Origin of the sequence: Micromonospora sp. NPDC085948 (assembly GCF_040686315.1) — a bacterium.
Classification (GTDB): Bacteria; Actinomycetota; Actinomycetes; order Mycobacteriales; family Micromonosporaceae; genus Micromonospora.
In genome coordinates this window covers 354,180-368,262 of record NZ_JBFBJW010000001.1, presented here as the reverse complement: position 1 = coordinate 368,262, position 14,083 = coordinate 354,180, and the positions used below count along the sequence as shown (strand labels likewise).

Here is a 14,083-nt window from a genome sequence, read left to right as displayed (position 1 = left end):
GAGGGGATGCACGAGCACGCGTACGGGCCGTCGGAGACGGGGAGCGTCGTCCTCGATCTGGGCGGCGACACCGGTGCTCTGATCGTCTACACGGGCCGCGATCTGCACGGCCGGGAGATCGAGATCAGCCGGGACGACGATCGGCGGGTCCACTCTGCCGTGCGGGAGCGCCGGGTGCAGGACGGCTCGTTCCACAGTGCGGTCTATCCGGATCTGCCCGGCGGGATTTATACCGTCTGGTGGGACGAGAGTACGCCCGCCGGTTCAATTTCTGTCCACGGTGGAGGCATCGCCGAATTCGTGTGGCCTACCAGCGGGTTCGGGGTCGCCAGCTGACGTTTTCGCACCGGTCTCGCGCCGCGCCCCGTCCACATTGTGGACGGGGCGTACGTGCTGTTCCCAGCTCGACGGGCGGTCTGCGCCGCGCCGCGTTAACCTGTCCCCCACCAAGATCAGCTTTGAGGGTGCGGACGTCTGGCACTGCCCCGCTGGCGCCTCGTCGGGGGAGCGCCACGGGAGAAAAGTCGGGCAACTCGCCGGAGAGGGCGTTACTCGGCCGGGGTCTGAATCGATAGGGCAGGTTGCGAGGCTGGACGGTCCGAGTGGCCGTCCGGGGGTGTCGGGAGGGCGACTCCATTATCAAGTTTGGCTTGACGGCGCACGCATTACACGCGTGTAATTTGAATGGGGTTGTTCGCACGGAACGCAACAAAACGGGACCGGACGGACAAGCACGCCTTTCGCGTGGGGGGTTGCAGCGGCGATGACGCCGGTGCGCGACAAGGAGGCATTTGATGGACGGCCAGCTTGAGGTGGCCGACCTGCTCGGAAACGCGCCGGAGTGGCAGGAGCGGGCACTGTGCTCGCAGACCGACCCCGAAGCGTTCTTCCCCGAGAAGGGCGGCTCAACCCGCGAGGCGAAGCGGATCTGCTCGCGGTGTGAGGTCAAGACCGAATGCCTCGAATACGCTCTCGGTCACGACGAGCGGTTCGGCATCTGGGGTGGGCTCTCCGAGCGGGAGCGGCGCAAGTTGAAGCGGCGGGCCGCCTGAGCGGTGCGAGGTCGAGGCGGTGGGGGCCGCCCGACTCTTGCGCGTTCTGGGGCTGCGTGTGCCGCCGGTGCGGCTGCGCGATCAGCGACTGAGGGGTGGCTCAGGTCAGCTCGTCGGGGTCGACCCCGAGCAGGTTCGCCACCTGTTCGATGATCACGTCATGCACGAGGTCGGCGAGGTCCTCGCGATCCATCGCCCGGAACTCCAGGGGCCGCCGGTACAGCACGATCCGCGGCGGCACCTCCTGTCGGCCCGGCCGGCCGGGCAGCAGCCGGGCCAGCGGGACCTCGCCATCCTCCAGCACATCGGAGTCGTACACGTTCAGGTCCGGCGGGACGTCCTCGACCGCGAACTCGACCCCGGCCAGCTCCTTGGCGAACCGACGCTCCAGCGTCTCCACGGTGTCCAGGACCAGGTCGTCGAAGACCTCGGCCTTGGTCCGTGCCAGTGGCACGGTGGCCGGCACCAGCCGCCCGCGCAGGCCACGACCGTGCCGGTCACGGTGCACACGCCGGCCGGGGCCGGGGCGGCGGTGTTCCGGGCTCGTCATGAGGCAAAGGGTAGCGCCCGCGCCGGGCTGGCCAGCGGCACCGCCGCTCCCGTGGCGCGGCGCGCCCAGAACGGCGAACTGTGATCACCGTGACGGGCGTGTCGCAACGCGAAGCGATGCGCCGGACCCGGTAATGGAGATACCCTGCCGCACGTGAGGTCACCACGGCGCTGCTCCCGTAACGGCTGCCCCCGGCAAGCGGTCGCCACATTGACCTATGTCTACAACGAGTCGACAGCGGTGGTGGGGCCGCTGGCGGCGTTCGCCGAGCCGCACACGTACGACCTGTGTGAGCCGCACGCCCGCAGCCTGACGGCACCGCGTGGCTGGGACGTGGTCCGGCACGAGGGCGCGTTCGAGCCGCCGCCGCCCACCACCGACGACCTGGTGGCGCTCGCCGAGGCGGTCCGCGAAGCCGCCCGCCCGGCCCCCCGCCCCCCGGAGCCCGACCAGAACCGCCCCGAGCACCCCCACCAAACCGGCCGCCGAGGCCACCTCCGAGTAATCCCCCCCAACCACTAACCCCCACCCGGCCCCGCGGCCCTCTTCGGTGTTGATCAAGAGGTTTGCGTCAAGAACGCGCCGGTCGATGACCGAAACCTCCTGATCAACCAGCGTGGCGCGGGTGGGTCGGGGACGTTGGTGGGGCACCTGGGGGCGTTTGGGGGGCGTATCAATACGTCTCACCGCCACACGCCGTTAGGCCGCAGACACCGCCACGCAGCGTGGTTAACATGCGCCGCAGCGTGCACCGTTCCAGGTCGCGGTGTACCCCTCGTGGGCGGGAGGGTCCGAGTGGCGAACGAGGCGTTGCGGGTGGCGATGGCCGAGGCGGGCGAGACGGTCGAATCGCTTGCGGAGAAGGTTCGCATCCACCCCAAGACGGCCGGGCGGTGGCTCGCCGCGGGGCACATCCCGCACCCGCGCACCCGGATCGCGGTCGCCCGGGTGCTCCGTCGGGACGCGGCCGACCTCTGGCCGGAGCCGTTCCGCCGCCGTGACCTGCCGTGGTTCCGGCCGTGGGCAGAGCTCGAACAGGACGCCGTCTCGATCCGTTCCTACCAGCCGCTGCTCGTGCCGGGCCTGCTGCAGACCGAGGGGTACGCCCGCGCGGTGCTGGGTACCGGTGGGCTGCTCGCACCGTCCGAGGTGGATCTGATCGTCGCGGGCCGCCTCGAACGGCAGTCGGTCCTCGGTCGCGACGCCCCACTGCAGCTCGTGACGGTGATCGACGAGGTGGTGCTGCGCCGGCTGGTCGGTGAGCGCGCCGTGATGTCCGGGCAGCTGGCCCACCTGGCGGCGGTCGCGGAGTGGGAGCACGTGCAGGTGCGGGTCATCCCGGCGGAGAGCCCGTGGCACACCGGTCTGGCCGGTCCCTTCGTGCTGGGCCGCCTGCCCGACGGGACGGAATTGGCGTATCTCGACAACCAGCTCCGCGGTCAGGTCGTGACCGATCCCGTCGACGTCGCTAGCCTGGGACGCAGGTGGGAGAGCGTCACCGGTGAGGCGTTACCCCAACGCCTGTCGATCGAGCTGATCAGGGAAGTGGCCACGACATGGACATGACCGACGCCCGTTGGCGCACCGCTACCCGCAGCAGCAACAACGGCGGCGACTGCGTCGAGGTAGCCGACAACCTGCCCGGCCGGGTGTTGGTACGCGACAGCAAGGACCGTGACGGTGGCACCCTGGCCTTCGCGCCGGCCGCCTGGACGTCCTTCGTCAACCTCGTCCGATCGAGCTGAGCCGTCGGTCCGGCCGCTGATCCACTCGGGTTGGGGAAAGCGCGGTGTCCCGGCGCGCAGACACCCCGCCATCCGCAATATCGCGTGGCTCACGCTGAGCGTGGTCGACACGTCCACGGGTGGTGACGCGTCGGCCCCGATGCTCCGCCGGTGGTGCCGGTTTGTCATCGTGTCAGTCGTCCACGGCACCGACCCCTGAGGAAAACTGATGCGTGTCCCCCTCCGGCCCCTCTCCCGGCGTGGACTGCTCACCGGCGCTCTCGGCTCGGCCGCCCTGGTCGCCGCGGGTGGCGGCCTTGCCGGCTGCGGCACCAAGGGCGCCCAACAGACCGAGGCTGGCTGCGTCAGCGAGGACCTCTCCGGCACCGAGCGGAAGCTCGCGTTCTCCAACTGGCCGCAGTACCTGGACGTGGATGAGGAGGACGAGTCCAAGCGACCCAGCCTGGACGAGTTCGTCCGGAAGACCGGTATCCAGGTCACCTACACCGAGGACATCAACGACAACAACGAATTCTTCGGCAAGGTGCGGCAGCAGCTCGCCGCCTGCCAGAGCACCGACCGGGACATCATCGTGCTGAGCGACTGGATGGCGGCCCGGATGAGCCGGCTCGGCTGGATCCAGAAACTCGACCCGGCGAACATTCCGAACGTGCGGGCCAACCTGCTCCCGCCGCTGCTCAACCGCTCCTTCGACACCGACAACCAGCTCTCCATCCCGTGGCAGTCCGGCCTCGCCGGGTTGGCGTACAACGGCAAGGTCACCAAGGAGCTGCGTACGGTCGACGAGCTGCTGACCCGCCCCGACCTCAAGGGCCGGGTGACCGCGCTCAGCGAGATGCGCGACACGATGGGCCTGCTGCTCGGCGCGGGTGGGCACGACCCGTCGAACTTCACCACCGCCCAGTTCGACGACGCGCTCCACAAACTCAAGAAGGCCGTCGACTCGGGGCAGATCCGCCGCTTCACCGGCAACGACTACGCACCCGATCTCGCCAAGGGCGACATCGCCGCCTGCATCGGCTGGTCCGGGGACGTCATCCAGCTCTCCACCGCCGACGAGAGGGTGCGGTTCGTCGCGCCCGACTCCGGGGTGATGCTCTACAGCGACAACATGATGGTGCCCAACAGGGCCACCCACAAGGCGAACGCCGAGCAGCTCATCAACTACTACTACGAGCCGGCCGTCGCCGCGAGGCTCGCCGCGTACGTCAACTACATCTGCCCCGTCAAGGGCGCTCAGGCCGAGATGGAGAAGATCGACCCCGAGCTGGCGACCAACCCGCTGATCTTCCCGGACGAGGCTCTGCTGTCGAAGTCCACGATGTTCATGGCCCTGGACGAGAAGCAGGAGAAGGAGTACGAGGGTAAGTTCCAGCAGGTCATCGGGGCGTGACGGGATGGCACGCGAGACACCCGCCGACCACCTGCGCCTGGCCAACCTCACCAAGCGGTTCGGTGCCTCCACCGCGGTCGACGACCTCAGCCTGTCCATCGGACCGGGCTCGTTCTTCGCCCTGCTCGGCCCGTCCGGCTGCGGCAAGACCACCACGCTGCGCATGATCGCCGGGCTGGAGGAACCGACGAGCGGCCAGGTGCTGCTCGGTGACCGGGACGTCACCCGGCTGCGACCGTACCGGCGGCCGATCAACACCGTCTTCCAGAGCTACGCGCTGTTTCCGCACCTCACCGTCTTCGAGAACGTGGCCTTCGGGCTGCGTCGACGCGGCATCCGCTCGGTCGACGGCGAGGTTCTGCGGATGCTGTCGCTGGTGCAGCTCGACGGCTACGGCAACCGCCGGCCGGCCCAGCTCTCCGGCGGCCAGCAGCAACGGGTCGCGCTGGCCCGGGCGCTCGTCAACCGGCCGCAGGTCCTTCTGCTCGACGAGCCGCTGGGTGCCCTGGATCTGAAGCTGCGCCGGCAGATGCAGATCGAGCTGAAGCGGATCCAGACCGAGGTGGGCATCACCTTCGTGCACGTCACCCACGACCAGGAGGAGGCCCTGACCATGGCCGACACCGTCGCGGTGATGCACGACGGACGGATCGCGCAACAGGGCACGCCGGCCGACCTCTACGAGCTTCCCGCCACCGCGTTCGTGGCGAACTTCCTCGGCCAGTCCAACCTGCTCGCCGGCGACGCCACCGGCGTCAGCGGCGACGACGTCACGGTGACGGCGCACGGCAGCCGCTTCTCGGTGCCCACCGGCCGGTCCCGGTCCGACCACGGTCCGGTCCACCTGGGGGTACGCCCGGAGAAGCTGATTCTGGTCGGCTCCGCCGACCAGGTGCCCGCTGGGCATCAGCACGTCACCGGGGTGGTCAGCGACGCGTCCTACGTGGGGGTCAGCACGCAGTATCTGCTGCGGACCGGCTGGGGCGCCGAGTTGTCGGTCTTCACGGCCAACAGCGGGACCTCGACGCCGGTGGCGGTCGGCAGCACGGCCGTGGCGTACTGGGATCCGCGGCACGCGTTCCTGCTGCCCCGTGCCGCCGGGGACACCGACCGGACGTCGCCGGTGCGCGACGAGCCGGTGGGCGCGCCCTCGTGACCCGTCCGGCGCCGACCGGAGCGGGGCAGGGGCCGCCGGCGGTCCGGTCCGGGCGGCGCCGCCTCCTGCCGTACCTCCTGGTGTTGCCCGGGGTGGCCTGGCTGCTCGTCTTCTTCGGTGTGCCGCTGCTGCAACTCGGTGCCGCGAGCCTCTACGACCCCGGCGGCTCGCTCTCCACCGGGTACGCGATGGCCTGGGCGTTCGGCAACTACCCGGACGTGGTGCAGGCGTACTGGCCGCAGTTCCTGCGCTCGTTCGGCTACGCCGGGCTGGCCCTGGTGCTGGCGCTGTTGCTGGGCTACCCGCTGGCGTACGCGATCGCGCAGAAGGCCGGGCGGTGGAGGAACCTGCTGCTGGTGTGCGTGGTCGCGCCGATGTTCACCAGCTTCCTGGTCCGGACGCTGGCCTGGAAGACCATCCTGTCGGACAACGGCGTGCTCGTCGGTCTGCTGCGCGACGTGCACCTGCTGGCACCGCAGGGACGGCTGCTGGCCACGCCGTTGGCGGTGGTGCTCGGCCTGACGTACAACTTCCTGCCGTTCTTGGTGCTGCCGCTGTACGCGAGCCTGGAGCGGCTCGACCACCGGTTGCTGGAGGCGGCCAGCGACCTGTACGCGAGCGGTGCGCAGGCGTTCCGTCGGGTGACCCTGCCGCTGTCCCGGCCCGGCCTGGTCGCCGGCACGCTGCTGTTCTTCATCCCGGCCAGCGGCGACTACATCAACGCCGAGCTGCTCGGCACCCCCAACGAGTACATGATCGGCAACGTCGTCGACTCGGCGTTCCTGGTCCGGTTGGACTACCCGCAGGGCGCCGCGCTGTCGTTCCTGCTGATGGCCGCGATCCTCGCGGTGGTCGTCGGCTACCTGCGTCGGGCCGGCTTCGAGAGGCGGCTCTGATGAGGTTCTGGCGCTGGCTGGTCGACCGCTGGGTGCTGATCGTGGCGCTGCTGGTGGTCGGCTATCTGTCGCTGCCGATCCTGGTGGTGGCCGGTCTGTCGTTCAACCGCCCGTCGAGTCGGCTGTCGTACGACTTCAACGAGTTCACCCTGGACAACTGGCGGCGGCCCTGCGCCACGTCGGACATGTGTGACGCGGTGGTCCGCAGCGTGCAGATCGGTTTCCTCGCCACCGTGGTCGCCACCGTGCTGGGCACCCTGCTGGCGTTCGCGCTGGTCCGGCACCGCCTCCGCGGCCGGTCCGGCATCAACGTGCTGATCTTCCTGTCGATGGCCACCCCGGAGCTGGTGATGGGTACGTCGCTGTTGGCGCTCTTCGTGTCCGCCGGGGTGCCGCAGGGCTTCTGGACCATCGTGGTCGCGCACGTGACGTTCTGTGTGTCGTTCGTGGTGGTCACCGTGCGGGCGCGGTTGGCCGGGATGGACCGGCGGTTGGAGGAGGCCGCTATGGATCTCTACGCCAACGAGTGGCAGACCTTCCGGAGGATCACCCTGCCGTTGGTGCTGCCCGGCATCGTGGCCGCCGCGCTGCTGGCTTTTTCGCTGAGCTTCGACGACTTCATCGTCACGAACTTCAATGCCGGCACCACTGTCACGTTCCCGATGTACGTCTGGGGCGCCGCCCAGCGGGGCATCCCACCACAGGTGAACGTCATCGGCACCGCGATGTTCGCGATAGCGCTCCTGCTGACCGGGCTCACGTCGCTGCGGGGTCGGCAGGCTCGTCGGCCCGCGTCGGATGTCGGCGCGACGGGGGCAGCGCGTTGAGCCCGCCTGCTGACGGCATCTCGACACATCACCTGTCCTGCGTCGACGAGTGAGCGCGCGAGGGCGTACTCGTTCGGATTCGCGGCTTTTGTAGGCAAATCCAGCCGCACGATCGGCCCTGATCAGTCGGCCTGAGGGTTGCCGCAGGTGTCGTCCCGTCGTCCGAAGACGTGCCCACGGATCATCGGCGTGACGCGAACGGCGCAGGTGACGAGCACGACGGAGGATCTTGCGGACGGTGTTTGCGACGACACTCATCGCCGTGACGATGCAACCACCGCCGGTCCCCGGCCCGCCGTACGCACCGCAGTCCGGCCCGGGTGGCCGCCCGAACTGGTTCCGTCGGGCCAGTCCCGCCCGTCGGACCGCCGTGATCCTCGGCTCGGTGACCCTGTCGATCCTGCTGCTCTGCTGTACCGGTACCGCCATCATCGGCGCGTTGGCCGGCGAACCGGAGCCGACCAAGACCGGCACGGCCGCCGAGCAGGCGCAGCAGCCCATCGTGGCGGCGCCCGCCGAGCCGACCGACGAGGCTTCCGCGCCGGCTGCCGCGCCGATTGCCACAACGGTCGCCACGCCCGTCGCCACGCCCGTCGCCACGCCCGTCGCCACGCCCGTTGCCACACCGGTCGCCACACCGGTCGCCACGCTCGGCGCCACCGAGTCCCCGGTGCCGGCCCCGCCGGATGCCGCGCCCGCGCCGGTCGTGCGGGTGAGGACCGAGACGGAGCAAGCCACCGTCCGGTACGGCGAGACGACCGTCAAGGACGCGTCCCTGGCCGAGGGCAAGCGCGTCGTCCGGACCAAGGGCGTCAACGGAGTGCGAACCCTGACGTACGAGGTGACCACCACGAACGGGGTGCGGACGTCGAAAAAACTGGTCAAGTCCACGGTGACGAAGCAGCCGGTGACCCAGGTCGTCGCCGTCGGCACCAAGAAGCCGCAGTCCTCGACGTGCGACCCGAACTACAGCGGCTGTGTCCCGATCGCCAGCGACGTCGACTGCGCGGGCGGCAGCGGCAACGGCCCTGCCTACGTCAGTGGACCCATCAGGGTGATCGGCGACGACATCTACGACCTGGACCGCGACGGCGACGGCACGGCCTGCGACTGACGGCCCACCCCCACCCCACCCCCACCCCGCCCCCGCCCCCGCCCTCACACCTCACCCGCGCGATCTCGCGGTTCTGTCGCGACATAAGGGATATCCCACCCATCCCGACAACAGAAACCGCAAGATCGCCGAAGCGCCCGCCCTGATCTGCGTGGATCATGGAGTTGTGGTGCCGCGCACAAGGGGCGCATGCGGAGCTGTCGCCCACCACGAACCCATGATCGACGGGCGGGGGCGGGGGCGGGGCGAGGGCGTCCGCGCGGGGCGGGGCGAGGTGCGCGGGTGCGGGGCGGGGTGCGCGGGCGCGGACCGCGGGGCGGGGGCGCGGACCGCGGGGGCGTGGGGTTAGTCGCTGTCGCTCCGCTGCGCGAAGCGGCCCTAATCGGTAGGAAGTAGGTCTACTTCCGAGTTAGTGCGGGGTGTGGTTGTGTTGGGTGAGGCTTGTGGTGACTCGGACGGTGGTGCCGGCGGTGCTGGTGACGACCTCCATGGCGTCGGTCAGCTCGCGGGCCAGCCAGAGGCCCCAGCCGCCGGCGGTGTCCGTGGCTGGCCGGCTGCGATCGCCCAGTCGCTGCGGGCTGATCCCGTGCCCGTGATCGGCGACCTCGCAGACCAGCAGCTCCGACTCGTGCCAGAGCCGCAGCCAGCCGCGTCCGCCGCCGTGCCGCACCGCGTTGGTGATCAACTCGTTGATCGCGAGCACGAAGTCGTCGAGCCGTTGGCCGGCGAGCCCGGAAGCGTGCGCGCAGGAGGTGACCGAGTGTCGAATCTCGGTCACCTGGGCCTGGTCGAAGGCGTCGGCGATCAGGAGGGCAGGTTCGATGGGCACAACCGTACGCGGTGCGTGCGGATCTGCGTTCGTCATGGGCCCGTCCCGGCGGCGCATCTCGGAGTATTTCGCGGCTTTTCCACCGTACGTCAGGGTTTCCCGAACCGCACTCGCTGCTCGCCGTGCTACCTGTCGGATGTGGCATCGTGACGGCCATGCCGTCGCCGCCAGGTGGATTCGAGGTGCCGCTGTGGCGTGCGCTCGCGGTGTTCAGGCTGGCGTCCCTGGCGTACGTCTGCGCGCTCGCGGTGCGCGACGCCGACCGGTACGCCCACCCGTACGCCGTCGGTGCCCTGGTCCTCGTGATGATGACCTGGACCGGGGCGACCGCGCTCGCGTACGCCCGACCGGCCTGGCGGCGCTGGCCGCTGCTGCTGGCCGATCTCGGCGTGGTGCTGGCCGTCGTGCTGGCCACCCCGTGGGTGGTCGGACGGACGGCGCTCACCCACGGCGTACCCACCATGGGGGTCGCCTGGATGGCCGGCCCGGTGCTGGCCTGGGCCGTCTCCGGCGGCCGACGGCGGGGCACGATCGCGGCACTGCTGGTTGCCGGCGCGGATCTGGCCACCCGGGAGCGGATCGGCCAGTCCTCGTTCACCGGGGTGATCCTCATGCTGCTCGCCGGGGTGGTGGTCGGGCACGTGGCCCGTCTCGCGGCAGGCGCCGAGGAACGACTGCAACGTGCGGTGGAACTGGAGGCCGCCACCCGGGAGCGGGAACGACTGGCCCGGGGGATCCACGACTCGGTGCTCCAGGTGCTGGCGCTGGTCCAGCGGCGGGGCGCTGACCTGCCCGGCGAGGCCGGCGAGCTGGCCCGGCTGGCCGGTGAGCAGGAGGCCGCGTTGCGGGCGCTGATCGCCGGCACCGGTCCGGCCCCCGGTGTGGCCCTGGACGGACCCGACGCCGCCGCGGTGGACCTGCGGACCCTGCTCAGCCGGTACGCCTCGTCGGCGGTGGCGCTCTCCGCCCCGGCCACCCCGGTGCCGCTGCCACGCCGGGTGGCCGGAGAGTTGGCCGCCGCGACCGGCGCGGCGCTGGACAACGTGGGGCGGCACGCCGGCGGACGGGCCTGGGTGCTGATCGAGGACGAGGGGGAGACGGTGACGGTGTCGATCCGCGACGAAGGGCCGGGCATCCCGGACGGCCGACTGGCCGAGGCCGCCGCTCAGGGCCGGCTCGGCGTGACCCAGTCGATCCGGGGCCGGGTGGTCGAGTTGGGCGGGTCCGTGCGGATCGCATCCGCCCCCGAGGCGGGCACCGAGATCGAGCTGACCGTGCCGAGGGCGCAGCGGTGAACGCGACGCGAGTGATGGTGGTCGACGACCATCCGATGTGGCGGGAGGGCGTGGCCCGCGACCTGACCGAGGCCGGATTCCTGGTGGTGGCGACGAGCGGCGAGGGGCGACAGGCCATCCGGGTGGCCGCCGCCGCCCGGCCCGACGTCGTCGTCCTCGACCTGCAACTGCCGGACATCTCCGGCGTCGAGGTGATCCTGGGGCTGCGCGCGGCACTGCCCGACGTGCGGGTGCTGATGCTCAGCGCCAGTGGCGAACAGCAGAGCGTGCTGGACGCGGTCAAGGCGGGGGCCACCGGATACCTGGTGAAGTCGACAGCCCCCGCGGAGTTCCTCGACGCGGTCCGCCGGACCGCGGCCGGCAACGCGGTCTTCACCCCCGGCCTCGCCGGGCTCGTCCTCGGCGAGTACCGCCGGCTGGCCGCCGGGCCGGGGCAGGACCCCGACCCGGCCGGCGGCGGGGAACCGGCAACGCCTCGGCTCACCGACCGGGAGACCGAGGTGCTGCGGCTGGTGGCGAAGGGGATGTCGTACAAGCAGATCGCGCAGCGACTCGGACTGTCGCACCGCACGGTGCAGAACCACGTGCAGAACACCCTGGGCAAGCTGCAACTGCACAACCGGGTCGAGCTGACCCGGTACGCCATCGAACGCGGCCTGGACGACTGACCACGGTCAGACCGAGCGCGGCGGCTCCGTCTCGTGGATGGCCAACTCCTCGGCGGTCGCGCCGCCGCCGGCGGAACCGGCGTCGTACGCCACCGAGTCGGTCTCCTGGTCGGTGTGCGACCCCTCGTCCGGCTCGACCAGCCGACCCACCGTGGCGTCGGCCACCGTGCCGAGCTGACCGTGGTCGTAGAGGGAGACCGGCGAGTTCGGATCCGAGGTGGGTCCCGGGTCCATCACGTCGGCGTCCAGCTGTGCCTCCGCGGCGGCTTCCAGGTTGTCCGCCTCGAAGGCGATCTTCGGGTCGATCGTTCCGGCCAGCGGGTCGTCCGCCGGGCGCTCGTAGACCTCGCGGTCGAGCTTGTAGTCCAACGACTCGCCGTCGAGCTGCTCCTCGGCGGTCGTCCCGAACCGGTCCACCGCCACCGGCGTCCGGTCGCCGGGGAGTTGGGCCGGGTCCGGGCCGTCCGCCTCGCGGCCGGTGAGGACGTCGTCGTTGGCGGTCGAGTCGTCATCGGCGGTGTCGGGCAGACCTTGCGCCTCGGTGTCGGACACGGGGGTCGGGTACTCGTTGTCGCGCATGTCTGATCACTACCCGCTGCCCTCCCGCCATAACCGGAGCACCCGAGGCTGTGCCGTGGTCGAAAGCGGCACCGGAGGCGATAGGCCGCATCAGCCGAGGTGTGCGACCTCGTCCTCCGGGTGCAGCACGCACCACACGACCTTGCCGTCCGGTAGGGCGCTGCTGCCCCAGCGTCGCGCCACCGTGTCGATCAGCAGCAGCCCCCGGCCGCCGACCCGGTTCGGCGGGGACAACCCGGCGAACGTCGGCCGACGCGCCGAGTAGTCGCGCACCGCCAGGTGCAGGGTGCCGTCCTGGGGGGCCAGCCGTACGGTCATCGGGGTCCGTGCGTGCGCCACCACGTTGTTCACCATTTCGGTGATCGCGATGCTGGCCGGGTCGGTCAGCATCTCCATGCCCCAGCGTCGGCAGCCGGTGGTGACCAGGTCACGGGCCTGCCGGGCGGCTCCCACCGCCGGGGCCAGTTCGGCGGTGAGCACCGCCGCCAGCGGTGCCACCGCGACCGAGGCCAACGCCCCGTCCACCGTCGGCCAGGCCGGCACGCCGGCCACCATCGCCGGCCGGGGCGGTGCCCCGGCGTCCACCTGCACGGGCCGGTCGACCGCCGGGTCGCACAGCAGCAGATCCACGGCGGGCCAGTCGGCGACCTCGCGGCGAACGTCGGCGAAGACGGCCCGCCCGATCGGGTCCGCGACCCGCAGCCCGGTCACGTCCGCCACCACCGGGCCCGGTCGGTCCCAGAGACAGGCGAGCAGCGCGCCGCGTACCGCCTCGGCTTCCGCGGCGTCAAGCGTCCCGGTCAGCCGGACCACCGCCGACGAATCGTCGATCTCCACCAGACAGCTCGACATGATCGCCCCATTGTGCGCGCCGACGACCGTTCGCGCATTCGGGCGCTCGATGCCGGTCATCAGGGCGCCAACCGGGATCGACGATTGATCGCCGCCAGGGTGCCGACCGCGGTGCCGGCGGCGGCGAGACCGAACGCGGCGCTCATCCGCACCAGCTGGCGTCGGCGACCGTGCCAGCCGCCGTCCCGGTGGGCCTGCCCGTCGGCGTCGAAGACGTTGCCGCTGCTGTCCACCCGTGCGCCCGGGCCGAACTGCGCGCGGTGGGCGTACCAGCCGAGGGCGCGCTCCACGAGCGCGGGCGCCAGCCGCCACTGCAGGCCGAGCAGGCGGCCCGCGCCGCCGGCGTACGCCTCGCGCCGGGGCCGACGCAGCACCCGGACGATGGTCTCCGCGACCACCTCCGGTGGGTAGATCGGGGGCGGCGGCATGAGTTCCCGACCGCTGTGGTTGGCCGCGTGCCGGAAGAACGGGGTGTCGATGGTGGCCGGTAGCACCGTGCAGACGGAGATCTGACCGCGACCGGTGACCCGCAACTCCTGTCGGACCGTGTCGGCCAGCCCGCGGATGCCGTGCTTGGTGGCGTTGTACGCCGACTGGTACGGCATGGCCACCTCGGCCAGCACCGAGGCGTTGTTGACCAGGACGCCGCCTCCGGCGGCGCCGAGGTACGGAAGGGCGGCCTTGATGCCGTGCACGGCGCCGAGCAGGTTGACCTCCACCACCCGACGGAACTCGGCGATCGGAATCTCGTCGAACAGACCCACCACGCCGACTCCGGCGTTGTTCACCCAGGCGTCGATGCGACCGAATTCAGCCGCCGCCCGATCGGCCAGCCGCTGCACCGACTCCAGATCGGTCACGTCGGTCGGTACGACGAGCGCCCGGCCGCCCAACTCCTGGCAGCGCAGCGCGACCTGGCGGAGGGCCGCCTCGCTGCGGGCGGCCAGCGCGACGGCCGCACCCCGGCGGGCCAACGCGTACGCGGTCGCCGTGCCGATCCCGCTGGACGCGCCAGTGATCACCACGGTCGAATCGTCGAGGCTGCGGGTCAGCGGCATTCCTGAGCGGTACCCCCGCCCGCGCCTGGTCATGCCACCTGTTGATTGTCGATCTTCCGGCTAACGGCG

Annotated in this window: 17 protein-coding genes; 12 read left to right on the top strand and 5 right to left on the bottom strand. The window is 71.0% G+C overall.

Annotated elements, in window-relative coordinates; translation table 11 throughout:
* Nucleotides 1–6 precede the first annotated feature (6 nt).
* On the top strand, nucleotides 7–336 hold the full coding sequence (locus AB0O48_RS01800; RefSeq protein ID WP_365062373.1) for a phospholipase: 330 nt from the start codon (nucleotides 7–9) through the stop codon (nucleotides 334–336).
* Between the two features lie 458 nt (nucleotides 337–794).
* The gene (locus AB0O48_RS01795; RefSeq protein WP_007455784.1) at nucleotides 795–1,052 is read left to right on the top strand and encodes a WhiB family transcriptional regulator; all 258 of its coding nucleotides are present in this window, start codon (nucleotides 795–797) and stop codon (nucleotides 1,050–1,052) included.
* A 100-nt stretch (nucleotides 1,053–1,152) separates the two neighbouring features.
* Here AB0O48_RS01795 and AB0O48_RS01790 read toward each other — a convergent pair whose 3' ends face one another.
* On the bottom strand, nucleotides 1,153–1,602 hold the full coding sequence (locus AB0O48_RS01790) for a metallopeptidase family protein (RefSeq protein ID WP_357241919.1): 450 nt from the start codon (nucleotides 1,600–1,602) through the stop codon (nucleotides 1,153–1,155).
* Nucleotides 1,603–1,755: 153 nt separating this feature from the next.
* On the opposite strand from AB0O48_RS01790, the gene AB0O48_RS01785 reads away from it, so the two are divergent.
* From AB0O48_RS01785 to AB0O48_RS01750, 8 genes are all read left to right on the top strand, one after another.
* Nucleotides 1,756–2,124: a DUF3499 domain-containing protein gene (locus AB0O48_RS01785; RefSeq protein ID WP_357368957.1), complete on the top strand. Its 369-nt coding sequence runs from the start codon at nucleotides 1,756–1,758 to the stop codon at nucleotides 2,122–2,124.
* A 300-nt stretch (nucleotides 2,125–2,424) separates the two neighbouring features.
* The gene (locus AB0O48_RS01780) at nucleotides 2,425–3,168 is read left to right on the top strand and encodes a DUF5753 domain-containing protein (protein WP_365063243.1); all 744 of its coding nucleotides are present in this window, start codon (nucleotides 2,425–2,427) and stop codon (nucleotides 3,166–3,168) included.
* Entirely contained in the window at nucleotides 3,159–3,347 is a 189-nt protein-coding gene (locus AB0O48_RS01775) for a DUF397 domain-containing protein (RefSeq protein WP_357572547.1), read from the top strand. Before AB0O48_RS01780 ends, AB0O48_RS01775 begins: the two co-directional genes overlap by 10 nt.
* A gap of 208 nt (nucleotides 3,348–3,555) precedes the next feature.
* Nucleotides 3,556–4,740, top strand: a complete 1,185-nt coding sequence (locus AB0O48_RS01770; RefSeq protein WP_357241929.1) for a spermidine/putrescine ABC transporter substrate-binding protein — start codon at nucleotides 3,556–3,558, stop codon at nucleotides 4,738–4,740.
* Nucleotides 4,741–4,744: 4 nt separating this feature from the next.
* A complete protein-coding gene (locus AB0O48_RS01765) occupies nucleotides 4,745–5,896 on the top strand; it encodes an ABC transporter ATP-binding protein (RefSeq protein WP_365062370.1) in 1,152 nt (383 codons plus the stop codon).
* Entirely contained in the window at nucleotides 5,893–6,792 is a 900-nt protein-coding gene (locus tag AB0O48_RS01760) for an ABC transporter permease (RefSeq protein ID WP_365062368.1), read from the top strand. Before AB0O48_RS01765 ends, AB0O48_RS01760 begins: the two co-directional genes overlap by 4 nt.
* The gene (locus tag AB0O48_RS01755; RefSeq protein WP_357572551.1) at nucleotides 6,792–7,619 is read left to right on the top strand and encodes an ABC transporter permease; all 828 of its coding nucleotides are present in this window, start codon (nucleotides 6,792–6,794) and stop codon (nucleotides 7,617–7,619) included. Before AB0O48_RS01760 ends, AB0O48_RS01755 begins: the two co-directional genes overlap by 1 nt.
* Nucleotides 7,620–7,887: 268 nt before the next feature.
* On the top strand, nucleotides 7,888–8,733 hold the full coding sequence (locus AB0O48_RS01750) for a G5 domain-containing protein (protein ID WP_365063240.1): 846 nt from the start codon (nucleotides 7,888–7,890) through the stop codon (nucleotides 8,731–8,733).
* A 409-nt stretch (nucleotides 8,734–9,142) separates the two neighbouring features.
* On the opposite strand, the gene AB0O48_RS01745 is transcribed toward AB0O48_RS01750, so the two are convergent.
* The gene (locus AB0O48_RS01745) at nucleotides 9,143–9,598 is read right to left on the bottom strand and encodes an ATP-binding protein (protein WP_365062365.1); all 456 of its coding nucleotides are present in this window, start codon (nucleotides 9,596–9,598) and stop codon (nucleotides 9,143–9,145) included.
* A gap of 119 nt (nucleotides 9,599–9,717) precedes the next feature.
* Here AB0O48_RS01745 and AB0O48_RS01740 point away from each other — a divergent pair, with 119 nt between their 5' ends.
* Complete coding sequence (locus AB0O48_RS01740; RefSeq protein ID WP_357246699.1) at nucleotides 9,718–10,857, top strand: DUF5931 domain-containing protein; 1,140 nt, start codon at nucleotides 9,718–9,720, stop codon at nucleotides 10,855–10,857.
* Between the two features lie 14 nt (nucleotides 10,858–10,871).
* Entirely contained in the window at nucleotides 10,872–11,525 is a 654-nt protein-coding gene (locus AB0O48_RS01735) for a response regulator transcription factor (protein WP_357247169.1), read from the top strand.
* A gap of 6 nt (nucleotides 11,526–11,531) precedes the next feature.
* Here the strand turns inward: AB0O48_RS01735 and AB0O48_RS01730 are convergent, their stop codons facing one another.
* From AB0O48_RS01730 to AB0O48_RS01720, 3 genes are all read right to left on the bottom strand, one after another.
* On the bottom strand, nucleotides 11,532–12,104 hold the full coding sequence (locus tag AB0O48_RS01730; protein ID WP_112583682.1) for a DUF5709 domain-containing protein: 573 nt from the start codon (nucleotides 12,102–12,104) through the stop codon (nucleotides 11,532–11,534).
* A gap of 90 nt (nucleotides 12,105–12,194) precedes the next feature.
* Nucleotides 12,195–12,956, bottom strand: a complete 762-nt coding sequence (locus tag AB0O48_RS01725; RefSeq protein ID WP_365062362.1) for an ATP-binding protein — start codon at nucleotides 12,954–12,956, stop codon at nucleotides 12,195–12,197.
* A gap of 59 nt (nucleotides 12,957–13,015) precedes the next feature.
* Nucleotides 13,016–14,014, bottom strand: a complete 999-nt coding sequence (locus AB0O48_RS01720) for an SDR family oxidoreductase (protein WP_365062360.1) — start codon at nucleotides 14,012–14,014, stop codon at nucleotides 13,016–13,018.
* Nucleotides 14,015–14,083 lie beyond the last annotated feature (69 nt).

Bases quoted from the DNA above. Each gene is read 5' to 3' on its own strand.
- AB0O48_RS01735 (WP_357247169.1), top strand. From the start codon at position 10,872: ATGGTGGTCGACGACCATCCGATGTGGCGGGAGGGCGTGGCCCGCGAC.
- AB0O48_RS01730 (WP_112583682.1), bottom strand. From the start codon at position 12,104: ATGCGCGACAACGAGTACCCGACCCCCGTGTCCGACACCGAGGCGCAA.
- AB0O48_RS01790 (WP_357241919.1), bottom strand. From the start codon at position 1,602: ATGACGAGCCCGGAACACCGCCGCCCCGGCCCCGGCCGGCGTGTGCAC.
- AB0O48_RS01740 (WP_357246699.1), top strand. From the start codon at position 9,718: ATGCCGTCGCCGCCAGGTGGATTCGAGGTGCCGCTGTGGCGTGCGCTC.
- AB0O48_RS01755 (WP_357572551.1), top strand. From the start codon at position 6,792: ATGAGGTTCTGGCGCTGGCTGGTCGACCGCTGGGTGCTGATCGTGGCG.
- AB0O48_RS01765 (WP_365062370.1), top strand. From the start codon at position 4,745: ATGGCACGCGAGACACCCGCCGACCACCTGCGCCTGGCCAACCTCACC.
- AB0O48_RS01780 (WP_365063243.1), top strand. From the start codon at position 2,425: ATGGCCGAGGCGGGCGAGACGGTCGAATCGCTTGCGGAGAAGGTTCGC.
- AB0O48_RS01750 (WP_365063240.1), top strand. From the start codon at position 7,888: ATGCAACCACCGCCGGTCCCCGGCCCGCCGTACGCACCGCAGTCCGGC.
- AB0O48_RS01745 (WP_365062365.1), bottom strand. From the start codon at position 9,598: ATGACGAACGCAGATCCGCACGCACCGCGTACGGTTGTGCCCATCGAA.
- AB0O48_RS01725 (WP_365062362.1), bottom strand. From the start codon at position 12,956: ATGTCGAGCTGTCTGGTGGAGATCGACGATTCGTCGGCGGTGGTCCGG.
- AB0O48_RS01770 (WP_357241929.1), top strand. From the start codon at position 3,556: ATGCGTGTCCCCCTCCGGCCCCTCTCCCGGCGTGGACTGCTCACCGGC.
- AB0O48_RS01720 (WP_365062360.1), bottom strand. From the start codon at position 14,014: ATGCCGCTGACCCGCAGCCTCGACGATTCGACCGTGGTGATCACTGGC.
- AB0O48_RS01795 (WP_007455784.1), top strand. From the start codon at position 795: ATGGACGGCCAGCTTGAGGTGGCCGACCTGCTCGGAAACGCGCCGGAG.
- AB0O48_RS01800 (WP_365062373.1), top strand. From the start codon at position 7: ATGCACGAGCACGCGTACGGGCCGTCGGAGACGGGGAGCGTCGTCCTC.
- AB0O48_RS01775 (WP_357572547.1), top strand. From the start codon at position 3,159: ATGGACATGACCGACGCCCGTTGGCGCACCGCTACCCGCAGCAGCAAC.